This window comes from Hymenobacter lapidiphilus, assembly GCF_013377885.1.
GTDB lineage: Bacteria > Bacteroidota > Bacteroidia > Cytophagales > Hymenobacteraceae > Hymenobacter > Hymenobacter lapidiphilus.
Genome location: NZ_JABKAU010000033.1, coordinates 35,136 through 53,335 on the forward strand (window position 1 = coordinate 35,136; position 18,200 = coordinate 53,335).

Genomic DNA, 18,200 nt, shown 5'->3' on the forward strand with positions numbered 1-18,200 from the left:
TTCCGGTAACCGGAACGGGGCTTTTCGCTTTATAAGAACTGCTGAAAGTGGCAAGCCGGGCAGCTTATCCGGCGAATTCGGGCAGCTCGGCCCACAGGCGGGCAAACTCTGCGGCGTAGGCAGCAACAAGCGCCTGCTCGGGGCTGATAAGCAGGTTCTCGAGATTAAGCTCGGCCGCCGAGCGGGTCCAGTTATAGCTGCCAGTGAGCACCATCTTGTTGTCGGAGAGGGCAAATTTGTGGTGCATGTGGTTGCGACTCTCATCTACGTGCACTGCCAGGCCAGCGGTATGCAGGGCCCGCACATCGGAGCCCCGGTCAAATAGCTTTTCGTTATCCGTAAGTAGGCGTACGCGCACACCCCGCTTATGGGCGGCCACCAACTCGTCGCTCAAGCGGTTATCGGCCACGGTAAACACGCACACGTCCAGCGTCTGCCGGGCCTGCCGGATAAAATCCTGAATGGCGGCCACGCAGTCGTCGTGGGGGCTGAAGTACACCCGCACTGCCTCCGAGGAGGTGGCTGCTGGCAAAGCGGTTTGCCTGGTCGTAGCTGCCGCCAGCGGTTCTTCTGCATGGGCCGGCAGCAGGGCGCTGGCCGTTTCCAGCCACTCTATTACTGCCTTGTCTTTGAAGGTGTTGAAGTGGTTTTTGGCCAGCCCGAACAACTGCCGGCGTAACGCTTCGAGGTTGCCATGCTGCTGCTGGAAATCTGCCAGCCGCTCGCGGAGCTCGTCCGCCTCAACAGCCGACAGGTTGACATCGGCAAATGCCTGACGGAACTGGTTCAGCAGCTCGGACACGGGCGGGGTAGTAGCGTTGGCCATGCCGGAAGGTACGGTAAACTGCCGGGCCGCGGGTGTCAGGCCTGGCTCATGGCCATCAGCTCTGCCCGGGCCAGTTGCCGGTGCCGGGCCACCAGGGCCTGGGCGTCGGCCAGAGCGTGGGCTGAGGGCTCGTGCAGCAGGCGGGTGAGGCCGGGCGTTTCCGCAGCTAAGTCGATGTCATAGAGGCCCGCGTGGTGCCAGGGCGTCAGGTGGTCCCAGTCGGGCCTATCGATGATGGGGTAGAGGCACACGCCCAGCAGCGGTACTCCGGCGTGCAGGGCCTGCACGGCTTCGTGGGCCACCATGCGCAGCCAGTGCGGGCGGTCTTGGCCGGGGTGGCTGGTTTCGGTGAGCACCACCGGCCGGCCGTAGCGCTGGTAAGCCTCGGCGAGCAGCGAGCTAAGGGGCCGGAAGCGCGGGTCGTGGTGCTCGTTGGCCCAGGGCAGCGTCTGGTAAGGCTCCAGCTGCCATTGGTTGTCATAATAAAAGTTGAAGCCCAGCAGGTCGAGGTACTCGGGGCGGCCGCCCAACTCGGGGCAGAGGCGGCCGGCCAGCATGTCCACGCTCTCGAACTGGCTGCGGTGCACCTCGCGGGCCTGGCGCACTTCGGCCGGACCGGCTCCGGGCCGGGGCACAACATTTACCAGCGGCTCGGTGGTGAGAATGCGCACCGTGGGGTCGGTTTCACGCAGAGCCGCTACGCCTTCAATGTAGGCGCGCATCAGGCCCCGCTTCACTTCCCAGCCCTGCCCCACGCAATAAGGCGCAGTGCCGCGCACGTCGCCGCCCAGCCAGCTCATAAAGCTCACCTCGTTTATGGGCGTGATGATGAGCACGTCGTCGGGCCGCTGCTGGCGGTAAAAGTTCACAAAAGCACGGCACAGCGAGGCAAACCGGCGGGCGAACAGCGGGTGCAGCGGCGTCAGGTCGTCGGGGTAGCCGAAGTGGCACAGGTCCCAGACCTGCTGAATGCCGTGGCGGCGGCCCGCGTCGAGCAGCACTTGCACCGTGGTCCAGTCGTACTCGTAAGGGCGGCGCTCCACCTGGCTCCAGCGGATGCCCTCGCGCACGGTGCCCAGCCGGTGCTGCCGGACAAGCTCGTAATCGGCATCGAGCAATTGCAAGTGGCCGGTCAGGTTCAGAAAATCGACGCGGTTGCCGAAGGCGTTAAGCTGGTCGGTGCACTCGAAACCAGCCATCCAGAACGAGGTAAAGGGCGAATCGAGAGGAGCTGTAAAGGGCATTGCTGGCGCGTTGGTGAAAGAAAAGCCGGCAGTAAAGCACCTAACTAGTGGGCTTGCTACCGCCGGCTGCATTTCTCTGGCAAAGAAAGAGGCTGATTCCGGCGCGTCCGGGCCTGCTGCAACGAGCGGAAGCCAGCGGCCGGCAGCGCCGGTTGGGGCTACTCTTTGACGATGGACTTGGCTTCGATGAAGATGCGCTGAAACTCCGGGTACTTCGCCCGGATGGTATTTTGCATCTGGTCGATGGCGGTTTCTACTTCTTCGGCCGAAAGCTGGTCTTTAAACTCCACATCAAGGGCCAGAATCACATCGGCTGGGCCCAGGTACATGGTCAGGGGCGGGCGCAGGTTTTCAACGCCCGGCTGCTGTCGGCCAATGGCCTGCAAGTCCGTCAGTACGGCCTCGCTTACGCCCTCACCAATCAGCAGGCCCTTGGCTTCCTTGAGCATGAACACGGCCATGCCTACCAGCAGGGCCCCAATGGCCATCGAAGCGGCCCCGTCGAGGTAAGGATTATTGAGCAGGTGGCCGAAATAGATGCCGGCCAGCGCGATAAGCAGACCCACCAAGGCCGCCATATCTTCCAGCAAAATGGCGAATACTGCCGGATCTTTACTGTGGCGCAGGGCCTTCCAAAAGCCAAAATCGCCTTGGGTTTTGCGGAACTCGCGGTAGGCCAGCGCACAGGCAACGCCCTCGAACACAATGGCCAGCGCCAGCACCCAGTAGTTCCAGGTGGGGTCGGAGAGTGGAGCCGGATTCCGAATGTACTGGTAGCCTTTATAAAGCGACATGCCGCCGCCCACCGCGAAAATGAGCACGGCCACAATCACCGTCCAGAAATAGATTTCCTTGCTGTAACCGAAGGGATGGCGCGCATCGGCGGGCCGGCCGCTGCGGTGCATGCCGTAGAGAATGAGCATGCCATTGCCGCTGTCGACGAGCGAGTGAATGCCCTCCGACATCATGGCAGCGCTGCCCGTGAAGAAGGCGGCCACGAACTTGGAAACAGCAATGGCCATATTGGCGCCAATGGCCCCGTAAACCACCATTTTAGAAGAAGAATTGCCAGCCATATAGTGCAATGAAGTATGGCGGTGGTACGTGAATGGGCCATCTGAAGTTGGAAATGCCCGATGGACCCGAACAAATGGAGCTATTGTAACTTTAGCCACTTCGAAACCGGGCGGCGACGGCGCATCCACGCACTGCTGCGGTTATGCGTCTGCTCCCTTCTATGCTCCAGCCCAACGCCCCTGCCGCTGTCACTGCTTCCGCTCCGCTGAGCCGCCGCCTCGGGCTGGTGCAGGCCACGGCCCTCAACATGATTGACATGGTGGGCATCGGGCCCTTCGTGACGCTGCCGCTCGTGATGGGCTTCATGGGCCCCAACTTCCTGCTGGCCTGGATGGTGGGCGCGGCCCTGAGCCTGGCCGACGGCTTTATCTGGAGCGAGCTGGGGGCGGCTCACCCCGAGGCCGGCGGCTCCTACCGCTTCCTTAAACTGGCCTACGGCGAGCATAAGTGGGGCCGGCTGATGTCGTTTCTCTACGTGTGGCAGACGCTGGTGCAGGCGCCGCTGGTGGTGGCTTCGGGTGCCATCGGTTTCGCCCAGTACTTTGCCTACCTCGTACCGCTGCCCGAGTGGTGGCAGCCCAAGCTGGTAGCCGGCGCGGTTGTGCTGCTGCTCATCGGTTTGCTCTACCGCCGCATCGAAGATGTGGGCCGCCTGGGCGTGGCGCTCTGGGTGGGTGTTTTGGCGTTGCTGGGCTGGCTGATTTTCGGCGGCCTCACCCACGCCCACATTCCTGTTAACTGGCTGCCCGAGGGCGGCGTGGGGGCGCTGCCGGGCGTGTTGCTATCGGTAGCCATGGGCCAGGCCACGGTCAAAACCATCTACTCGTACCTGGGCTACTACAATGTGTGCCACTTGGGCGGTGAGGTGAAAGAGCCCCAGAAACTCATTCCGCGCAGCATCTTCCTCAGCATTCTGGGCATCATGACGCTGTATCTGCTCATGAACTGGAGCGTGGCCTCGGTTATCCCGTGGCAGGAGGCGCGGCATTCCGAGTTCATTGTGAGCCTGTTCATCGAGAAGCTTTACGGAGCCACAGCCGCCAAAATGGCCACGGCGCTGGTGCTGTGGGTGGCGTTTGCCTCGCTGTTTGCGGTGCTGCTGGGCTATTCGCGCATCCCCTACGCCGCCGCCGCCGACGGCGAGTTTCTGCCCCTTTTCGCCCGCACCCACCCCACCAAGCATTTCCCGCACGTGTCGTTGCTGCTGCTCGGGGGCGTGGGCTTCGTGTTCAGTTTGCTGTTCCGGCTGGGTGAGGTCATCAGCGCCATCCTGGCCATGCGGATTCTGGTGCAGTTCGTGGGGCAGGCCGTGGGGCTGGTGCTGCTCCGGCGCCGCAACGGTACGGCCCACCTGCCCTTCAAAATGCCCCTCTACCCGCTGCCCGTGGTGCTGGCCGTGGTGGTTTGGCTGTGGGTGCTCGTGAGTACGGGCTGGCTATTCGTGGTATCGGGTCTGGGCGTTACGGCGGCCGGCGTTGTGGCCTTTTTGCTCTGGAGCCGCAAGCTGCGGCGCTGGCCGTTTGCAGAGGTGCGGGAGCAGGCTTTGGACTAACGCTGTTTCAAGCGGGTGCTGCCGGAGCACGCTACTTCAGCCACTTCTCGTAGCACAGAAACCGCAGCCCCGGCCGGAATGCCAGCCCGATTTCGCCCGCAAAGCGGTAGCCCAGCTTCGGGAAAAGCTGGCGGGTGGCCTGGTTTTCAGAGTTGGTGTCGAGGCGCAGCACGCGCAGGCCCTGCTGTCGGGCCAGGACGTCGGCCTGGGCGAGCAGGGCGGCCGCTACGCCGCGGCCCCGGGCAGCCGGGGCCACGGCCAGCCGGTGCGTTACGAGGGCCGGCTCAGCAAAGTCCCAGTCGGCCTGGGCATACTCGGCATCCTGGTGGTTGTGGGTGAGGGCCGCAAAGCCCGCCAGCTGTCCGGCCAGCTCCGCCACCCACAAATGCCCTGCCTCCATATCGGTCCGGAATACTGCCTCGTTAGGGTAATCTGCCGACCATTGCTGGTTGCCAGCGGCTTGCATCAGGGGCACTACCTGGGCCAATAAGGTCAGCAGTGCCGGTAGGTCGGCCGGAGTAGCGAGGCGGAGTAGCATAGGGTGAGGGAGGAATTCAAGGATGATAAGGAAGAAAAGTCAAAAAAGAACGTCATGCTGAGCTTGTCGAGGCATCTCTACCGCTTCGTTGCTAATAGCATTGAGCGTTGCGGTAGAGATGCCTCGACAAGCTCAGCATAACGTTCTACTATACTTTGCAGCTCTTCCTACCCCCGCCGCAGCACCTCGGCGGCTTCCTTCGCGAAATAGGTCAGAATGGCATCGGCGCCGGCCCGCTTGATGCTGAGCAGCACTTCCATCATGGTCTTCTCGCCGTCGAGCCAGCCCTGCTGAGCCGCGGCTTTCACCATGGCGTATTCGCCCGATACATTGTAGGCCGTGACGGGCAGGTTGGTGTGGTTTTTCACGTCCATAATCACGTCGAGGTAGCTCAGCGCGGGCTTTACCATCACCATATCGGCGCCTTCGGCTTCGTCGAGGGCCAGCTCGCGCAGGGCTTCGCGGCGATTGGCCGGGTTCATCTGGTAGCTTTTCTTGTCGCCTTTTTTAGGAGCCGAGTCCAGCGCGTCGCGGAACGGGCCGTAGAAGGCCGAGGCGTACTTGGCCGTGTAGCTCATGATGCTCACGTGCCCAAAGGCATTGCTGTCGAGCACCTCCCGAATCCAGGCCACGCGGCCGTCCATCATGTCGGAGGGGCCGATGATGTCGGCGCCGGCGCGGGCCTGGGCCAGGGCCATCTGGCCGAGTACTTCCAGGGTGGCATCGTTAAGAATCTCGCCCGATTCGGCGTCCACCACGCCGTCGTGGCCGTCGGAGGAGTAGGGGTCCATGGCCACGTCGGTCATCAGCACCACGTCGGGGAACTGCCGTTTGATGTCGGCCACCGTCTTCAGGTACAGCCCCTCAGGGTTGGCCGACTCGCGGGCCAGCCGGTCCTTCAGCCCGTCGTTGATGCTCGGAAAAGGCGCGAAGGAATTGATACCCAGCTCCACGCACTGCCCGATTTCGTCGATGATGCGGTCAGCTGAAAACCGGAACATTCCGGGCATCGACTTCACCTCCACGTGTTGGTTCTGGCCTTCAACGAGAAAGAGCGGGAAAATGAAGTCGTGGGCCGTAAGGCGGGTTTCCTGCACCATGTCGCGGATAACCTGCGACTTGCGGTTGCGGCGGGGGCGGTGGGTGGGGAGCTGGGGCATAAGGCAGTTTAGCGTGATTAAGACGGAATAGAACCGCCGCCGCAAAGGTAAGGTTGCAGGCAGCGGGTATTCAGAATAACTCGCCATTGATGAGGAAGCTTCCACAAAAGGCCGCAGTTCCGCCCAGAACTGCACCTAACAGGAAGATTCCAAAACCGGCCCAGCCACCTACCGCTATGCCGACCACGATGCCCCCCCAGAAATAAAGCGGTTCCGATAACCTGCAGGATGTTGCCCCAGGCTCCGCCGGTGCGCTCCGGGGCCTGGGGCCGCGGCGGCGCAACGGGCGGGGCCACCGCTTTGCTGTGTTGGTTCTTTACCGGGACGGGCAAAGGCCAATGCGCCGGCTTGTCTTGGCTAGGTGGGCTGGCGCTAACGGGTGCTTGAGTTGCCGGAGAAGGTGCTGGTAGTGGCAGGGGTAGGAAAGACTTGGTAGCAGAAGCTGCTCCAGAGTCAGCGGCTGGTGAAGCCGGGCGAGGTGAAGGGGCAACTACCGATTCTGGCGGCAACGGTACAGCCACCCGCGCCCCCTGGCATCCGCTGGCAAGTAGCGCGGCTATCAGCCACCACATGGCAATCCGCATCAGGCTACATGTTGAAGAACTCCTGGAACACCTCCAGCCAGGCCTGCCGCCCGCCCAGGCCCAGCACTACGAAGTAGTAACCCAGCAGCACCAGCACCGCCCCCACACCCAGCCCTAGCCAGCCGCCGAGCAGGATGCCGCCCACTACGCCCGCCACCACTAGCGCCGCGCCCAGCACCCAGTGCAGCGTGTCGCGGTGGGCGGCGTGGGTGGCTGTTCCGGGCCGGCGCGCCCGCACCGAAGTCAGCGCCTTGAGGCGAGCGGTGGTTTGCTTTAACTGCCGCGCTGCCGGCCGGCCGGGCGCTTCTGCAGGCGCAACTGTGGCGTTGGCTATTGGCGCCGCAAGCGAGCGGGCGGCTAGTTGCCCGGCTCCCAGTGGGGCCGCCGGCGAAGTAGCAGCCGAAGAAACAGAAGCGACCGGCACCGCTACCGAAACAGGCTCTGCCGCTGCCGGCCGAAACGAAAATATAGCCTGCTCGCTACGGCAGCTTGCGGCCAGCAGCAGCCCGGCCACCCACCAGCGCCCACGAAGGAGTTTGTGCATGGCCGCAAGATAAAAACAAACCGCGGCGGCCCCCGCTTTCGGAAGCCGCCGCCGCGGTTCGATACTTCAGTCGCGCCAGCCGGGGCCTGCTACCGGCCAAACAGGGCCGCCTCGCCGGCTGGCAGCAATGCCCGGGTGGCCTGCGGCCCCTGCGAATCGTGCAGCAATACCACTGTTCCCGCCGAATCGGCCGGGGCGTACTCGGGCAAGGAGCCGAATACGTTGGCCGGCTGAGCCGCCAGGGCCAAACGGCTGGTTTGGCAGCTGGCCAGTGAAGTAGCAGCAACGATACCAGCAAGCAGTAACAGACGGAAAGTACGCATAGCAGTAGTTTTTCTGGGAGAGTAGTAGAACAAAAGTACCGGCCCCACAGGCTGCTTGCTGGCTTCTTCGCTCAACCTTCGGTTGTGCACCGCCAGTTTCCCAAAATTGTCGGTGGCAAGTCTACCCACCCGACGAACGGGCTGCTTATCACGACGAACGGCCCACCTGCTGGCGGGCCGCTCATTGTGGCGCTACATCCGGGCTGTTGCGTGCCAGCCCGGCTTAGTTGCTGTTGCTATTAGAAAGCCAGGATTACCTCCTCAATCACGTCGCAGGCCTCGTGGAGCTGCTCCTCGTTGATGACCAGCGGCGGGGCGAAGCGGATGATGTCGCCGTGGGTGGGCTTGGCCAGCACGCCGCGCTCCATCAGGCTCACGCACACGTCCCAGGCGGTGCGGCCGTCGGCGGCGGGCGTAATCACCACGGCGTTCAGCAGGCCCTTGCCGCGTACCAGCTGCACCACTTCGGGGCGCTTGGCCTGCACCTGGCGCATCCGCTCGCGGAAAACCTCACCCATGGCGCGGGCATTTTCGGTCAGCTTCTCCTCGATAAGCACGTCGAGCGCCGCCCGCATAACTACGCAGGCCAGCGGGTTGCCCCCAAAAGTAGAGCCATGCTGGCCCGGCTGAATGGTGAGCATTATTTCGTTGCGCGCCAGCACCGCCGACACCGGCAGCACGCCCCCGCTCAGGGCCTTGCCCAGAATCAGGATGTCGGCGTGTACGCCCTCGTAGCAGATGGCCAGCAGTTCGCCGGTGCGGCCCAGGCCGGTCTGGATTTCATCAGCAATAAACAGCACGTTGTGCTGGCGGCACAGCGCGGCAGCCTTAAACAGGTAGCCTTCCGATGGCACCATCACGCCGGCCTCTCCCTGAATGGGCTCAACCATGAACGCGCACACCTGCGGGTCTTTCAGGGCCTCAGCCAGCGCCTCCAGGTCGTCGTAAGGCACCACCTGGTAGCCGGGCACGTAAGGGCCGAAGCCGGTAGTCGAGTCGGGGTCGGTGCTGAAGGAGATGATGCCGGTGGTGCGGCCGTGAAAGTTGCTTTCGGCCACCAGAATACGGGCCTGATTGGGCGCAATGCCCTTCTCCTGGTAACCCCATTTGCGAGCCAGCTTGAGGGCCGTCTCCACGGCCTCGGCCCCCGAGTTCATCAGTAGGGCCTTGTCGTAGTTGAACAGCTCACAAACCTGCTTTTCGGCCGCCCCCAGTTGGTCGTTGAAAAAGGCGCGGCTCGTGAGCGTGAGCCGCTGGGCCTGCTCGGTGAGGGCCCCGATGATGCGCGGGTGGCAGTGGCCCTGGTTCACGGCCGAGTAAGCCGACAAAAAATCGAAGTAGTGCTTGCCCTCTACATCCCACAGGTGCACGCCTTCGCCCCGGCTCAGCACCACGGGCAGCGGGTGATAGTTATGGGCCCCGTACTGGTCTTCCAGCGCCATAATTTCCTGGCTGCGGGTATGCGTGGTAGCGGTTTGGGCGGCGGCGGGGTGGGTGGTAGCGGACATAAGCAGAACGGTATTAAAGGGTGGTATGCCCAAAGTTACGGAAAAGCCGGCCGGGCTGCCAGCTCAGTTTTGCAGCGAATCGATGAGCTTGCCCACGAAATTGCCTTCCTCGCGGCCGTCGGCCGTGGTAATGGTCCAGTCGAGCACCGCCGATTCGGGCAAGGAGATGGACTGGCCCGGCTGGTATTGCTGCACCAGGTTCAGCTCGTTGCTGATGAGGCCCCGTGCCGTGGCCCCCGTCCATTCCTGCACCCGAATGAACACCTGCTCGTACTTGCCATCGGCATCGAAAATGCGGGTGGTAAGGTAGAATGCCTGGCCCGCAGGTAAGCCGGCCAAAAACCGCTTCTTGGCCGCAGGTAGCGTCCTGCGGGCCTGCTTCACGGCCGGGGCAATCAATTTGTCGAACTCTCGCAACGATTGATCCGCGTCGGTGCCGGCCACCGTCCGGGGCTTATCGGTAGGAGCCGCGGCTGTGGCGGCTTGGCCGAAAACCGTGAGGGGTAGGGCCAGTGGCAGTAAAATCAGCAGTAGGGCGCTCGGGCGGAAGGTAGGCATAAAACGAAACCGGGGAATGGCCGGGCGACGCTACCCGGCTGCGGGCAAGATAAGGTCACCGGACTTACCTTTGATACATGCAAATCATTCATCATCCGGATGCTCCCGCGGCCGTAGGGCCCTACGCCCAGGCCATCGAAGCCAATGGCTTCGTGTTCTGCTCGGGCCAAACGCCCATCGTGCCCGTCTCGGGCCGGGTAGAAGCGCTGACCATCGAAGACCAGACCCGGCAGGTGCTGGCCAACCTGGCCACCGTGCTGTCGGCCCGCAGCCTGACCCTGGCCGACATCGTGAAAACAACCGTTTTCCTGAAGAATTTCGCCGACTTTCCGCGCATGAACGCCGTGTACGCCGACGTGTTTGGGGAGCACCGCCCGGCCCGTAGCACCGTCGAAGTGTCGCGGCTGCCGCTCGATGCGCTGGTCGAGATTGAGTGCGTGGCCGTGCTGCCTGCCGCCGCCGCCCAATGAGCGCCGCCCGCCTGGCCGCGTTCCTGAGCAAACCCCTGCAGCCCGGCGACTTTTACCTCACGCCGGAAGGCTATATGGTGTTCACCGAGCAGTACCACCGCCGCCGGGGCTTTTGCTGCGGCAACGGCTGCCGGCACTGCCCGTGGCAGGGGGCAAAAGGCGAAAAGCCGGGTTTAAATAAGAAATCCGGCGGCTAATCCGCTATTTTTCAGGGCGCGGGTTTTGTTCCTGCCAGATTATTCCGATCTTTGCGGCCCTGTTTTTCCGAATTGAAACCACTAAGTTCCTGATATCATGGCCCGAGTTTGTGATCTGACCGGCAAGCGTACCCGCGTAGGCAACAACGTTTCGCACGCCAACAACAAAACCAAGCGCAAGTTCTACCCGAACCTGCAGAAGAAGCGTTTCTACATCCCCGAGCAGGATGCCTGGGTTACTTTGAAAGTCGCTACCAGCACCATCCGCACCATCAACAAGAACGGCATCATGGCCGTCCTGAAGAAGGCGAAGGAGCAGGGCTTCATCACGTACTAGCTTTCCCGTTTCTCTTCTAGAGAAATAAGCTGACTGGTTAGCACAAAGCTTCCGCGGCAGGTCCCGATTGAATCTCAATCAGGACCTGCCGCGGAAGCTTTGTGTCGTTGCGGGCCGATGGTAATGCCTTGCTGCGCCTTTTACTGCTTCCGGGCCGATCGGGTAGGCTCCGTGCGACTTGTCCAACCAACCTGAAGCCGTAACTTCCGGCCCCGCTGCCGCACTTCGCGCCGGTAACCTGTCTGATTCGGCCCCTATGCCCGCTTTTTGCTTTCCTTCCAGTTTGAGGCCGCTGTGTGTAGCGGTCGGCCTGCTGCTGTCTGTGGCTCCGGTCTTTGCCCAGCCGACAGCTGTTGCCACCGCTGCCCTCCCGGCCCGGCCCGCTGATGCGCTGAGCCCCGCTTTCCATAAGCAGCGGCGTGAGTTGTTGCGGCAGGCGCTGCCGCCGGGTGCCGTAGCCGTGCTGTTTGCCGCGCCCGTGCGCAACCGGGCCAACGATGTCGACTACATCTACCACCAAAACCCCGATTTCTACTACCTCACTGGCTACCAGGAGCCCGACGCCGTGCTGGTCCTCTTCAAAGAGCCCCAAACGCTGAACGGGCAGCCGGGCATAACCGAGGCCCTATTTGTGCAGCCCCGCGACGCCCGGCGCGAGCAGTGGAACGGCCGCCGCCTGGGTACCGAAGGCGCCCGGCAGCAACTGGGGTTGCAGTTCGCGGCCGATAACCAGGAGTTTGCCAAAGCCGGCATCCGCTGGGCCGATTTCAGCCAGGTGCTGCTGCTGGACCTGCCCGCCGATGTGCGCGACGACCCTTCCGATCCGGCCGACCTCTACGACCTGCTGGCCACGTTCCGCCGGCAGGCCGCCGTGCCCGCCGGTTTCGACCCCCGGCAGCAGGCCCTGCACCAGACCATGCAGCAGCAAGGTGTTGGCAGTGCCGACCGTACCCGGCAGATGCTTGAAAACCTGACCCGGCAGCGGCCTTCGGTAGCGCAGGATGCCTACGTGCAGCGCTACCTGAAGGCCACCACCGACGCCGAGCGGCAGCAGGCGCTGGCCACCCGGCCCGTGTTGCGCTTCAACACGGCCACCTTAAGTAGCGCCCTCAACGAACTGCGGGCCGTGAAAACGGCTGATGAAATTGCCCTGCTCCGACGCGCCGTACGCATCAGCGCCGCCGGCCAGCGCGAGGTGATGAAGGCCACCCACACTGGTCTGGGCGAGCGGGAGCTGCAGGGCATTCATGAGTTCGTGTACCGCAAGTACGACGCCGAGTTCGAGGGCTACCCCAGCATTGTGGGAGCAGGTGCCAACGGCTGCATTCTACACTATACAACCAACGATAAGCCCCTGGTAGGCAATGAGCTGGTGCTGATGGACTGCGGGGCCGAATACCGCGGCTACTCGGCCGACGTGACGCGCACCATCCCGCCTAACGGTAAGTTCAGCCCCGCCCAGCGCCAGATTTACGAGCTGGTGCTGGCGGCGCAGGAAGCGGGGTTTGCCGCCTGCCGGCCCGGCGCTATCTTCCAGGCCCCCGACCAGGCCGCCCGCAAAGTGGTTGCTGAGGGCTTGCTGAAGCTCGGCATCATCAAGCAGGCCGAAGAGGCGCGGCGCTACTTCCCGCACGGCACCAGCCACTACCTGGGCCTCGATGTGCACGACCGGGGCAGCTACGGTCCGCTGGCGGCCGGCAACGTCATCACCGTCGAGCCCGGCATCTATATTCCTGCGGGCAGTCCCTGCGACCAGAAGTGGTGGAATATTGGCGTGCGCATCGAAGACGACTTGCTCATTACGCCCACCGGCTACGAAAACCTGTCGCATGAAGCCCCGCGCACCGTGGCCGATATTGAGGCCCTGATGGCCCAACCAAGTGCACTGGACGGGTTTAAGCTGCCGCAACTGTAAGCACCGCGCCGCTGCTACTCGCCGCGCAGACGGGCGGCGTAGGCTTCGGGCAGCAGGCGCAGCTTGCGCGTGTTGTAATCGAAGCAGAGCATGCCGGTTTTGGCCCGCGCAATTTCGCGGCCGCTGGTGGTGGCCACGGCGTACAGCAGGTCGAAGCCATACTTGTTGAGGTCGTCGGCAGCCATTTGGATGCGCAGCACGTCGCCGTGGAAACCTTCGCCCTTGTACTCGATGGCCACATCGGCCATAATGTGGCCCAGGCCGGTGGCGGCATCGAACTCGGGGTGGCCGAGGTGGGCCAGAAACTGCACCCGGGCCTCATGGAGCAGACTCAGCAGGGCGTCGTTGCCGAGATGGGCCCCGTAGTTGAGGTCGGTGATGCGGATGGGCAGCTCGACGGTGAACAGAAAGTTTTCGGGCAGATTGATCTTGACGCGGGGCATGAGCTTTAGAGGTTGGTTGTTTACGTAATTGGCTTGGGATAAAGGAACGTCATTCTGAGCGAAGGCGCAGCCGTAGTCGAAGAATCTCGCGTGCCAAAGTAACCCAACCTATAGGAGGTGGCACTGCGGTAGAGATTCTTCGACAACGGCTGCGCCTTCGCTCAGAATGACGTTCCTTTATCCTCGCAGAATCAACCAACCACCAATGCTCAATACCAGGCACCCCGACGTGCAACTCCGCCCCACTGCCGACGGCTCGGGCACGCTCTACGTGCCGGCCCTCGATGAGCATTACCACAGCACCCACGGAGCCGTGCAGGAAGCCCGGCATGTGTACCTGGCCGCCGGCCTGGAGCCCGCGCTGACCGCCGTTACCGGCCCGGTGCGAGTGCTGGAAGTGGGCTTCGGCACCGGCCTGAACGCGCTGCTGACACTGGAGCGCAGCCTCACGGCCGTAGTGCACATCAGCTACGATACCGTGGAGAAGCACCCGCTGCCCTGGGAGCTGGTGCGCGGGCTGGCCACGGCCCCCGAGCTGCAGGCGCCGCCGCTACCCGCGTTCCGGCAGCTGCTGCACGAGGCCGCCTGGGAACAGCCGGTGGCCCTCACGCCCGGCTTCACGCTACGCAAGCTGGCCGGCGAGTTGCAGTCTCTGGTGTTGGGCTTCGAGGCTTATCAGGTCATTTACTTCGATGCCTTCGCCCCCGAAAAGCAGCCCGATATGTGGACCGACGCCGTATTTGAGCACCTTTACGCAGCCACCGCGCCGGGCGGCTGCCTGGTGAGCTACTGCGCCAAGGGCAGCTTCAAGCGCAGCCTGCGGGCTGCGGGCTGGCAGACGGAGGGCATCCCCGGCCCGCCCGGCAAGCGTGAGATGACGCGGGCGTGGAAGCCAAAGATTTTTGTGGGCCTATCTTCGTTTATATGAGTCGAAAGTTACTTGAAGGGGACGGGCCGGAGTGGGTGCGGCGGGGCGTGATTACGGAAGGCCAGCGTGAGGCGCTGCTGGCCCTGTACCCGACCGAAGCCAACGCCATTGGGCTGCTGCCGCTGCTGGGCTCCCTGCTGGTGCTGCTGAGCGCCCTGAGCGTGGTGGCGGCCAACTGGCAGAGTTTGCCCGAGCTGCTGCGGCTGGGGCTGCTGCTGGCCACGCTGGTGGCCGCCTACACGGGCGGCGAGTACTTCCGGCGGCGCGGTAACACCAGCCTCGGCATGGGCCTGGTGGCGCTGGGGCTCGTAGTGTTCGGGGCCAGCATCGTGCTCACCAGCCAGCTCTACCAACTCATCGGCTACGACCTGACCGGGCTGCTGGCCTGGGCTGTGGCCGGTATGAGCCTCACGTGGCTTTACCGCAGTCGGCTGCTGTTTCTGGTCACCGTCATCATCAGCGGCATTGTGCAGGGCTACAACACCGGGCAGCTCGGCGCCTTTAGCTACCTCACGGCTGCCGGCACGGCCCTGGGGCTGGGCCTGTACTGGTGGCGCCGGCCCGATGCACTGCTGGGCGGGGTGCTGGCCGGCGGCCTGCTCTGGCAGGCGGCCCTGCTGATAAACCACCTGCACGTCAAAATCACCTGGTTCTTCATTCCGGCCATGCTCGTGTACGCCCTCGGCGACTGGCAGGCCGACCGCCCCGCCGGCCGGGCGTTGCAGGGGCCACCGCTGGCAGCTGCCTTCCTGTTCACGCTGGGGCTGGCCTTGTTTGGCGAATCCGACTTTTACGCCGGGCAGCTGCGGGCGCCGCTGATACCCTACCTGGCGGCGCTGGGGGCCGTACTGGCTTTGTCGCTGGTGGGCAAGCAGCGTCGCGGCCGCCTCAGTGGTGCTACCGACTGGCTATTGCTGCTGCCGGGCTTCTATTTCACGGGGGGCTTGCCGCTGGCTGTGGCTACGCTGGTGGTGCTGTACGCCTACTCGGGCAGCGTGCTGCTGCGCGCCCACCAGGAGCAAAACCCCGACCGCGTGACGCTGGGCACCGTGCTGTTCGTGCTCACCACGGCCGTCGCCTACTTTAAACTGACGTGGGGCTTCTTCGATAAGTCGTTGTTCTTCCTGCTGGGCGGGCTGCTGCTGCTGGGCCTGAGCTGGTGGCTGCAACGCCGCGCCGCCCGGACGCTGGCCGCCGCCAACACCACCGCTGCTAATATTACCGCCGCTTCTGCCCCCAAGCCATGACCGAGTCGATTGGTTCTACCCTCAGTCCGGTGCCGGCTGCCGAGCCTGCTCTGCTGGCCAGCCACCGCCGCTGGCTGCTGTGGCTGGTGGCGGCGCAGGTGCTGTTTGTGCTGGGCGTGGCCGTGGCCGGCTACGCCACGGCGGCGCTGGGCCGCATCATCACGCTGCAAACCGAGCCCGTTGACCCGCGTGACTTACTTTACGGCGACCATCTGCGGCTACGCTACCAGATAAGCGAGCTGCCCGGCAGCCTGTGGCGCGGCCCCACCCTGCCCCGCCGCAAAGACGCCGCCTACGTACTACTCGAACCGGCGGGCAACGACTACACGGCCGTGGGCATCTACCCCGAGGCGCCCGTCATCACCGGCCAGCAGGTAGTACTGCGTGGCTCGGTGCAGGATGTGTGGCGCCGCGGCCTGCGCCTGCGCTACGGCCTGGAGCGCTACTACGTGCCCGAAACCATGACCCGCCAGATGCGCCAGCGTCGCCGCCTGCGCGTGCAAATCAGCATCGCCCCCTGGGGGCAAGCCCGTATCACGCAGGTAGATACGCTGGGCGTGGTGCGATAAATAGCTGCTGCTAAGTAGTTACCGCGCGGTGTAGGGGCGGGGCTTGTCCCCGCCCGCCGTTAGTATCGTTTCAACGACTGTCGTTCAACGGCGGGCGGGGGCAAGCCCCGCCCCTACGCCGGGTAAGTATCACGTATTTACCTAACCGCCAGTAATTCTTTATCGGCTTCATTCAAATCAACCAGCGCGTATTTGCGCTGGCCGGTGATATTCATCTCGTCGAGCACGTCCACCAGGCTCTGGTAGTTGGCTTGGTTGCTGGGCTTGATTAGTACCACGCCGCCGGGCTGCTGCTGAAACCGGAGCAGCACCTGGCGCAGGCCATCGGCAGCCAGGGTAGTGCGGTGCAGTTGGCGGGTGTCGGTGCCGGGGTTGAGGCCGAAGAAATAGCGCACCTCGTTGTTCTTGTCTAGCAGCAGCGTCAGTGCCTTTTTCGGGTCTACCGGACTTTCTGGCCCTGGTGTGGGCATGGTCAGCTCCATCACGGCGGGCTTGTTGAAAGTGGTCGTGAGCATAAAGAAGGTCAGCAGTAAAAAGGCCAGATCCACCATCGGCGTCATGTCTGGGTGGAAAGACCGTTTGGTAGCGCGGGGCTTCCCGGACTTAGGGGCGGCGGTAGGTTGGATGCTGGCCATGCTGACGGGGTTTTAGTGAAACATAGCCCTTGAACGATACGACTTGGCTTGGTATTGTTCAGGGCCGGTTTCTCGCAGAGGAGCGCGGAGGGTTGCGCAGAGGTCCGCGAAGCCGTTTTACTACCCAAACCGCCACAGCTGCTCCGGCGTGAGGCAGGCGTGCAGGCGTACGTCGCCGGCCCAGGCGTCAGTAATGCGTGGTACCGGCGGCTCCAGGCTCACGCCAATCCGCAGCGTATCGGGGCGGCATTCGGCCAGAAACTGGTCGTAAAAACCTTTGCCATAGCCCACGCGGTGACCGGTTTCATCAAAAGCCAGCAGCGGCACCAGCACCGCATCGAAAGCGTCGGGCGTTACCTGCGGCGCGTTGGCGGCAGGCTCTGGGATATGCCAGTGGTTGGGCGTCAGCGGGGTGTTGGGGCCGAGGGCGTAGTGGCGCAGCGTGCGGCCATCGGGCTGCACCACCGGCACGGCCAGCTGCAGGTTGGGGTACTCGGTCCACAGCCGGCCGATGAGCGGCCAGGTATCGGGCTCGTGCTGGCGGGCAATCGGCAGAAACAGGTGCAGCCCGCGCCATGCCGCCACCGGAAAATCCGCGAGCAGCTGCGGCCACAGCGTAGCGCTGCGGCGCGCTACCTCGGCTTCGGACAGCGCCCGGCGGCGGGCCAGGGTCTGGCGACGTAATGATTCTTTGGTCACGGCTTGGCGCGCATTCGTTGCTGGTTATCTGAACTGCTCGTTCCTAAACCGGTGGGGCTTAGTCCAGGGCCGTTACGTAAAAGCTGACTTTGGGCTGCATACCGGCCAGCCGCGCACCCAACGACACCTTTTTCCAAGCCCCTTGGCTGACTTTACGGGCATAGATTGGGTCGCCGAAATAGCCCAGCGCCGCCGAAAAAGCCAAGCCCTGGTTTACCTGCTTGGTGTCTCCGCCGGCTACCCATTCAATAGCCAGGAAAAAATCTTCCTCCAGCACGAGTGCGTCGGCCATCAAATCTACAACCAGTGGCCCTGTATTATTCGGACGGCTGGCGCTAGTTACGAGTATATCGCGGTGATTAAGCTTCTCGGCTGAGGGCTGGCCATTGGGGAGCAGCCGGTACAAGTTGACGCGGAAAGTAAGCGAGGCAGAATCCTTGTAAAGCAGGTTGAAAGTCGCTTTTTGCACCTTGGTAGGCTGGCGGCGTAAGCTGATAACCGTGCCCATTTCGGCCCCGCGGTCCTTTGCCTGCAGTCCGAACATCACCACCTTCGACTCGGTCGTGCAGCCGAGCGTGAGCGTGCGCTTGAATAGGCTCGGGGCCTGCACCCGCACATCGGCCAACTGTACAGCGGCGGGCACAAGGGCCACGTTGGGCCCGGCCACTAGTTCCTGCAGTAGTATCCGTTGGGGCTCGTAGCCGATGCTCGACAGGCGCACCGTGTCGGTGAGGTTGGCGGCGGCGTAGCTCAACTGGTAGCGGCCCCGCTCGTCGGCCACGGTGCCCATGCTCTGGCCGGGAATTCCAATGTTCACGTAGGGTACCGGCCGGCCCGTGCCGGCTT

Annotated in this window: 21 protein-coding genes; 8 read left to right on the plus strand and 13 right to left on the minus strand. The window is 63.5% G+C overall.

All coding sequences use genetic code 11. From position 1 onward, the window contains the following. Nucleotides 1-64: 64 nt before the first annotated feature. The 3 genes from HW554_RS15495 to HW554_RS15505 form a co-directional block, all read right to left on the minus strand. Nucleotides 65-826 (minus strand): phospholipase D-like domain-containing protein, encoded by a 762-nt coding sequence (locus HW554_RS15495; RefSeq protein ID WP_176909493.1) that lies wholly within the window; start codon nt 824-826, stop codon nt 65-67. Nucleotides 827-861: 35 nt separating this feature from the next. Then, the gene (locus tag HW554_RS15500) at nt 862-2,070 is read right to left on the minus strand and encodes an amine oxidase (protein ID WP_176909494.1); all 1,209 of its coding nucleotides are present in this window, start codon (nt 2,068-2,070) and stop codon (nt 862-864) included. Nucleotides 2,071-2,228: 158 nt separating this feature from the next. Beyond that, on the minus strand, nt 2,229-3,146 hold the full coding sequence (locus HW554_RS15505; protein WP_176909495.1) for a cation diffusion facilitator family transporter: 918 nt from the start codon (nt 3,144-3,146) through the stop codon (nt 2,229-2,231). A gap of 161 nt (nt 3,147-3,307) precedes the next feature. On the opposite strand from HW554_RS15505, the gene HW554_RS15510 reads away from it, so the two are divergent. Further along, complete coding sequence (locus HW554_RS15510) at nt 3,308-4,699, plus strand: APC family permease (RefSeq protein ID WP_176909496.1); 1,392 nt, start codon at nt 3,308-3,310, stop codon at nt 4,697-4,699. Nucleotides 4,700-4,730: 31 nt separating this feature from the next. Here the strand turns inward: HW554_RS15510 and HW554_RS15515 are convergent, their stop codons facing one another. From HW554_RS15515 to HW554_RS15540, 6 genes are all read right to left on the minus strand, one after another. Further along, on the minus strand, nt 4,731-5,237 hold the full coding sequence (locus tag HW554_RS15515) for a GNAT family N-acetyltransferase (RefSeq protein WP_176909497.1): 507 nt from the start codon (nt 5,235-5,237) through the stop codon (nt 4,731-4,733). Between the two features lie 167 nt (nt 5,238-5,404). After that, nucleotides 5,405-6,397 carry a porphobilinogen synthase gene (gene hemB / locus HW554_RS15520; RefSeq protein ID WP_176909498.1) on the minus strand — a complete coding sequence of 331 codons (993 nt, stop codon included), beginning with the start codon at nt 6,395-6,397 and terminating at the stop codon, nt 5,405-5,407. Between the two features lie 588 nt (nt 6,398-6,985). Continuing rightward, complete coding sequence (locus HW554_RS15525; protein WP_176909499.1) at nt 6,986-7,525, minus strand: hypothetical protein; 540 nt, start codon at nt 7,523-7,525, stop codon at nt 6,986-6,988. Between the two features lie 89 nt (nt 7,526-7,614). Then, entirely contained in the window at nt 7,615-7,848 is a 234-nt protein-coding gene (locus tag HW554_RS15530; protein WP_176909500.1) for a hypothetical protein, read from the minus strand. Between the two features lie 239 nt (nt 7,849-8,087). After that, nucleotides 8,088-9,356, minus strand: a complete 1,269-nt coding sequence (gene rocD, locus HW554_RS15535; RefSeq protein ID WP_176909501.1) for an ornithine--oxo-acid transaminase — start codon at nt 9,354-9,356, stop codon at nt 8,088-8,090. 63 nt (nt 9,357-9,419) lie between these two features. Beyond that, nucleotides 9,420-9,914 carry a DUF2314 domain-containing protein gene (locus tag HW554_RS15540; RefSeq protein WP_176909502.1) on the minus strand — a complete coding sequence of 165 codons (495 nt, stop codon included), beginning with the start codon at nt 9,912-9,914 and terminating at the stop codon, nt 9,420-9,422. A gap of 77 nt (nt 9,915-9,991) precedes the next feature. Here HW554_RS15540 and HW554_RS15545 point away from each other — a divergent pair, with 77 nt between their 5' ends. From HW554_RS15545 to HW554_RS15560, 4 genes are all read left to right on the plus strand, one after another. Further along, nucleotides 9,992-10,384, plus strand: coding sequence for a Rid family detoxifying hydrolase (locus HW554_RS15545; protein WP_176909503.1), 393 nt, complete (start codon nt 9,992-9,994; stop codon nt 10,382-10,384). Next, the gene (locus tag HW554_RS15550) at nt 10,381-10,581 is read left to right on the plus strand and encodes a DUF5522 domain-containing protein (protein WP_176897990.1); all 201 of its coding nucleotides are present in this window, start codon (nt 10,381-10,383) and stop codon (nt 10,579-10,581) included. Before HW554_RS15545 ends, HW554_RS15550 begins: the two co-directional genes overlap by 4 nt. 97 nt (nt 10,582-10,678) lie before the next feature. Beyond that, nucleotides 10,679-10,918, plus strand: a complete 240-nt coding sequence (gene rpmB, locus HW554_RS15555; RefSeq protein ID WP_019946872.1) for a 50S ribosomal protein L28 — start codon at nt 10,679-10,681, stop codon at nt 10,916-10,918. A 322-nt stretch (nt 10,919-11,240) separates the two neighbouring features. Further along, nucleotides 11,241-12,833: an aminopeptidase P N-terminal domain-containing protein gene (locus tag HW554_RS15560; protein ID WP_317170889.1), complete on the plus strand. Its 1,593-nt coding sequence runs from the start codon at nt 11,241-11,243 to the stop codon at nt 12,831-12,833. Nucleotides 12,834-12,847: 14 nt separating this feature from the next. Here HW554_RS15560 and HW554_RS15565 read toward each other — a convergent pair whose 3' ends face one another. Next, a complete protein-coding gene (locus tag HW554_RS15565; RefSeq protein ID WP_176909505.1) occupies nt 12,848-13,276 on the minus strand; it encodes a thioesterase family protein in 429 nt (142 codons plus the stop codon). 205 nt (nt 13,277-13,481) lie between these two features. Between HW554_RS15565 and mnmD the strand changes: the two genes are divergently transcribed. From mnmD to HW554_RS15580, 3 genes are read left to right on the plus strand one after another with little or no spacing between them, the layout of a single operon-like run. After that, a complete protein-coding gene (gene mnmD / locus HW554_RS15570; RefSeq protein ID WP_176909506.1) occupies nt 13,482-14,204 on the plus strand; it encodes a tRNA (5-methylaminomethyl-2-thiouridine)(34)-methyltransferase MnmD in 723 nt (240 codons plus the stop codon). After that, complete coding sequence (locus HW554_RS15575; protein ID WP_176909507.1) at nt 14,201-15,451, plus strand: DUF2157 domain-containing protein; 1,251 nt, start codon at nt 14,201-14,203, stop codon at nt 15,449-15,451. Before mnmD ends, HW554_RS15575 begins: the two co-directional genes overlap by 4 nt. Continuing rightward, nucleotides 15,448-16,020 carry a GDYXXLXY domain-containing protein gene (locus HW554_RS15580; protein WP_176909508.1) on the plus strand — a complete coding sequence of 191 codons (573 nt, stop codon included), beginning with the start codon at nt 15,448-15,450 and terminating at the stop codon, nt 16,018-16,020. Before HW554_RS15575 ends, HW554_RS15580 begins: the two co-directional genes overlap by 4 nt. 137 nt (nt 16,021-16,157) lie before the next feature. Here HW554_RS15580 and HW554_RS15585 read toward each other — a convergent pair whose 3' ends face one another. From HW554_RS15585 to HW554_RS15595, 3 genes are all read right to left on the minus strand, one after another. After that, the gene (locus tag HW554_RS15585; protein ID WP_176909509.1) at nt 16,158-16,655 is read right to left on the minus strand and encodes an ExbD/TolR family protein; all 498 of its coding nucleotides are present in this window, start codon (nt 16,653-16,655) and stop codon (nt 16,158-16,160) included. 120 nt (nt 16,656-16,775) lie between these two features. Continuing rightward, nucleotides 16,776-17,354, minus strand: coding sequence for a 5-formyltetrahydrofolate cyclo-ligase (locus HW554_RS15590; RefSeq protein WP_176909510.1), 579 nt, complete (start codon nt 17,352-17,354; stop codon nt 16,776-16,778). Between the two features lie 58 nt (nt 17,355-17,412). After that, nucleotides 17,413-18,200 (minus strand): carboxypeptidase-like regulatory domain-containing protein (locus HW554_RS15595; RefSeq protein WP_176909511.1); only part of this gene is annotated, 788 nt, incomplete at its 5' end.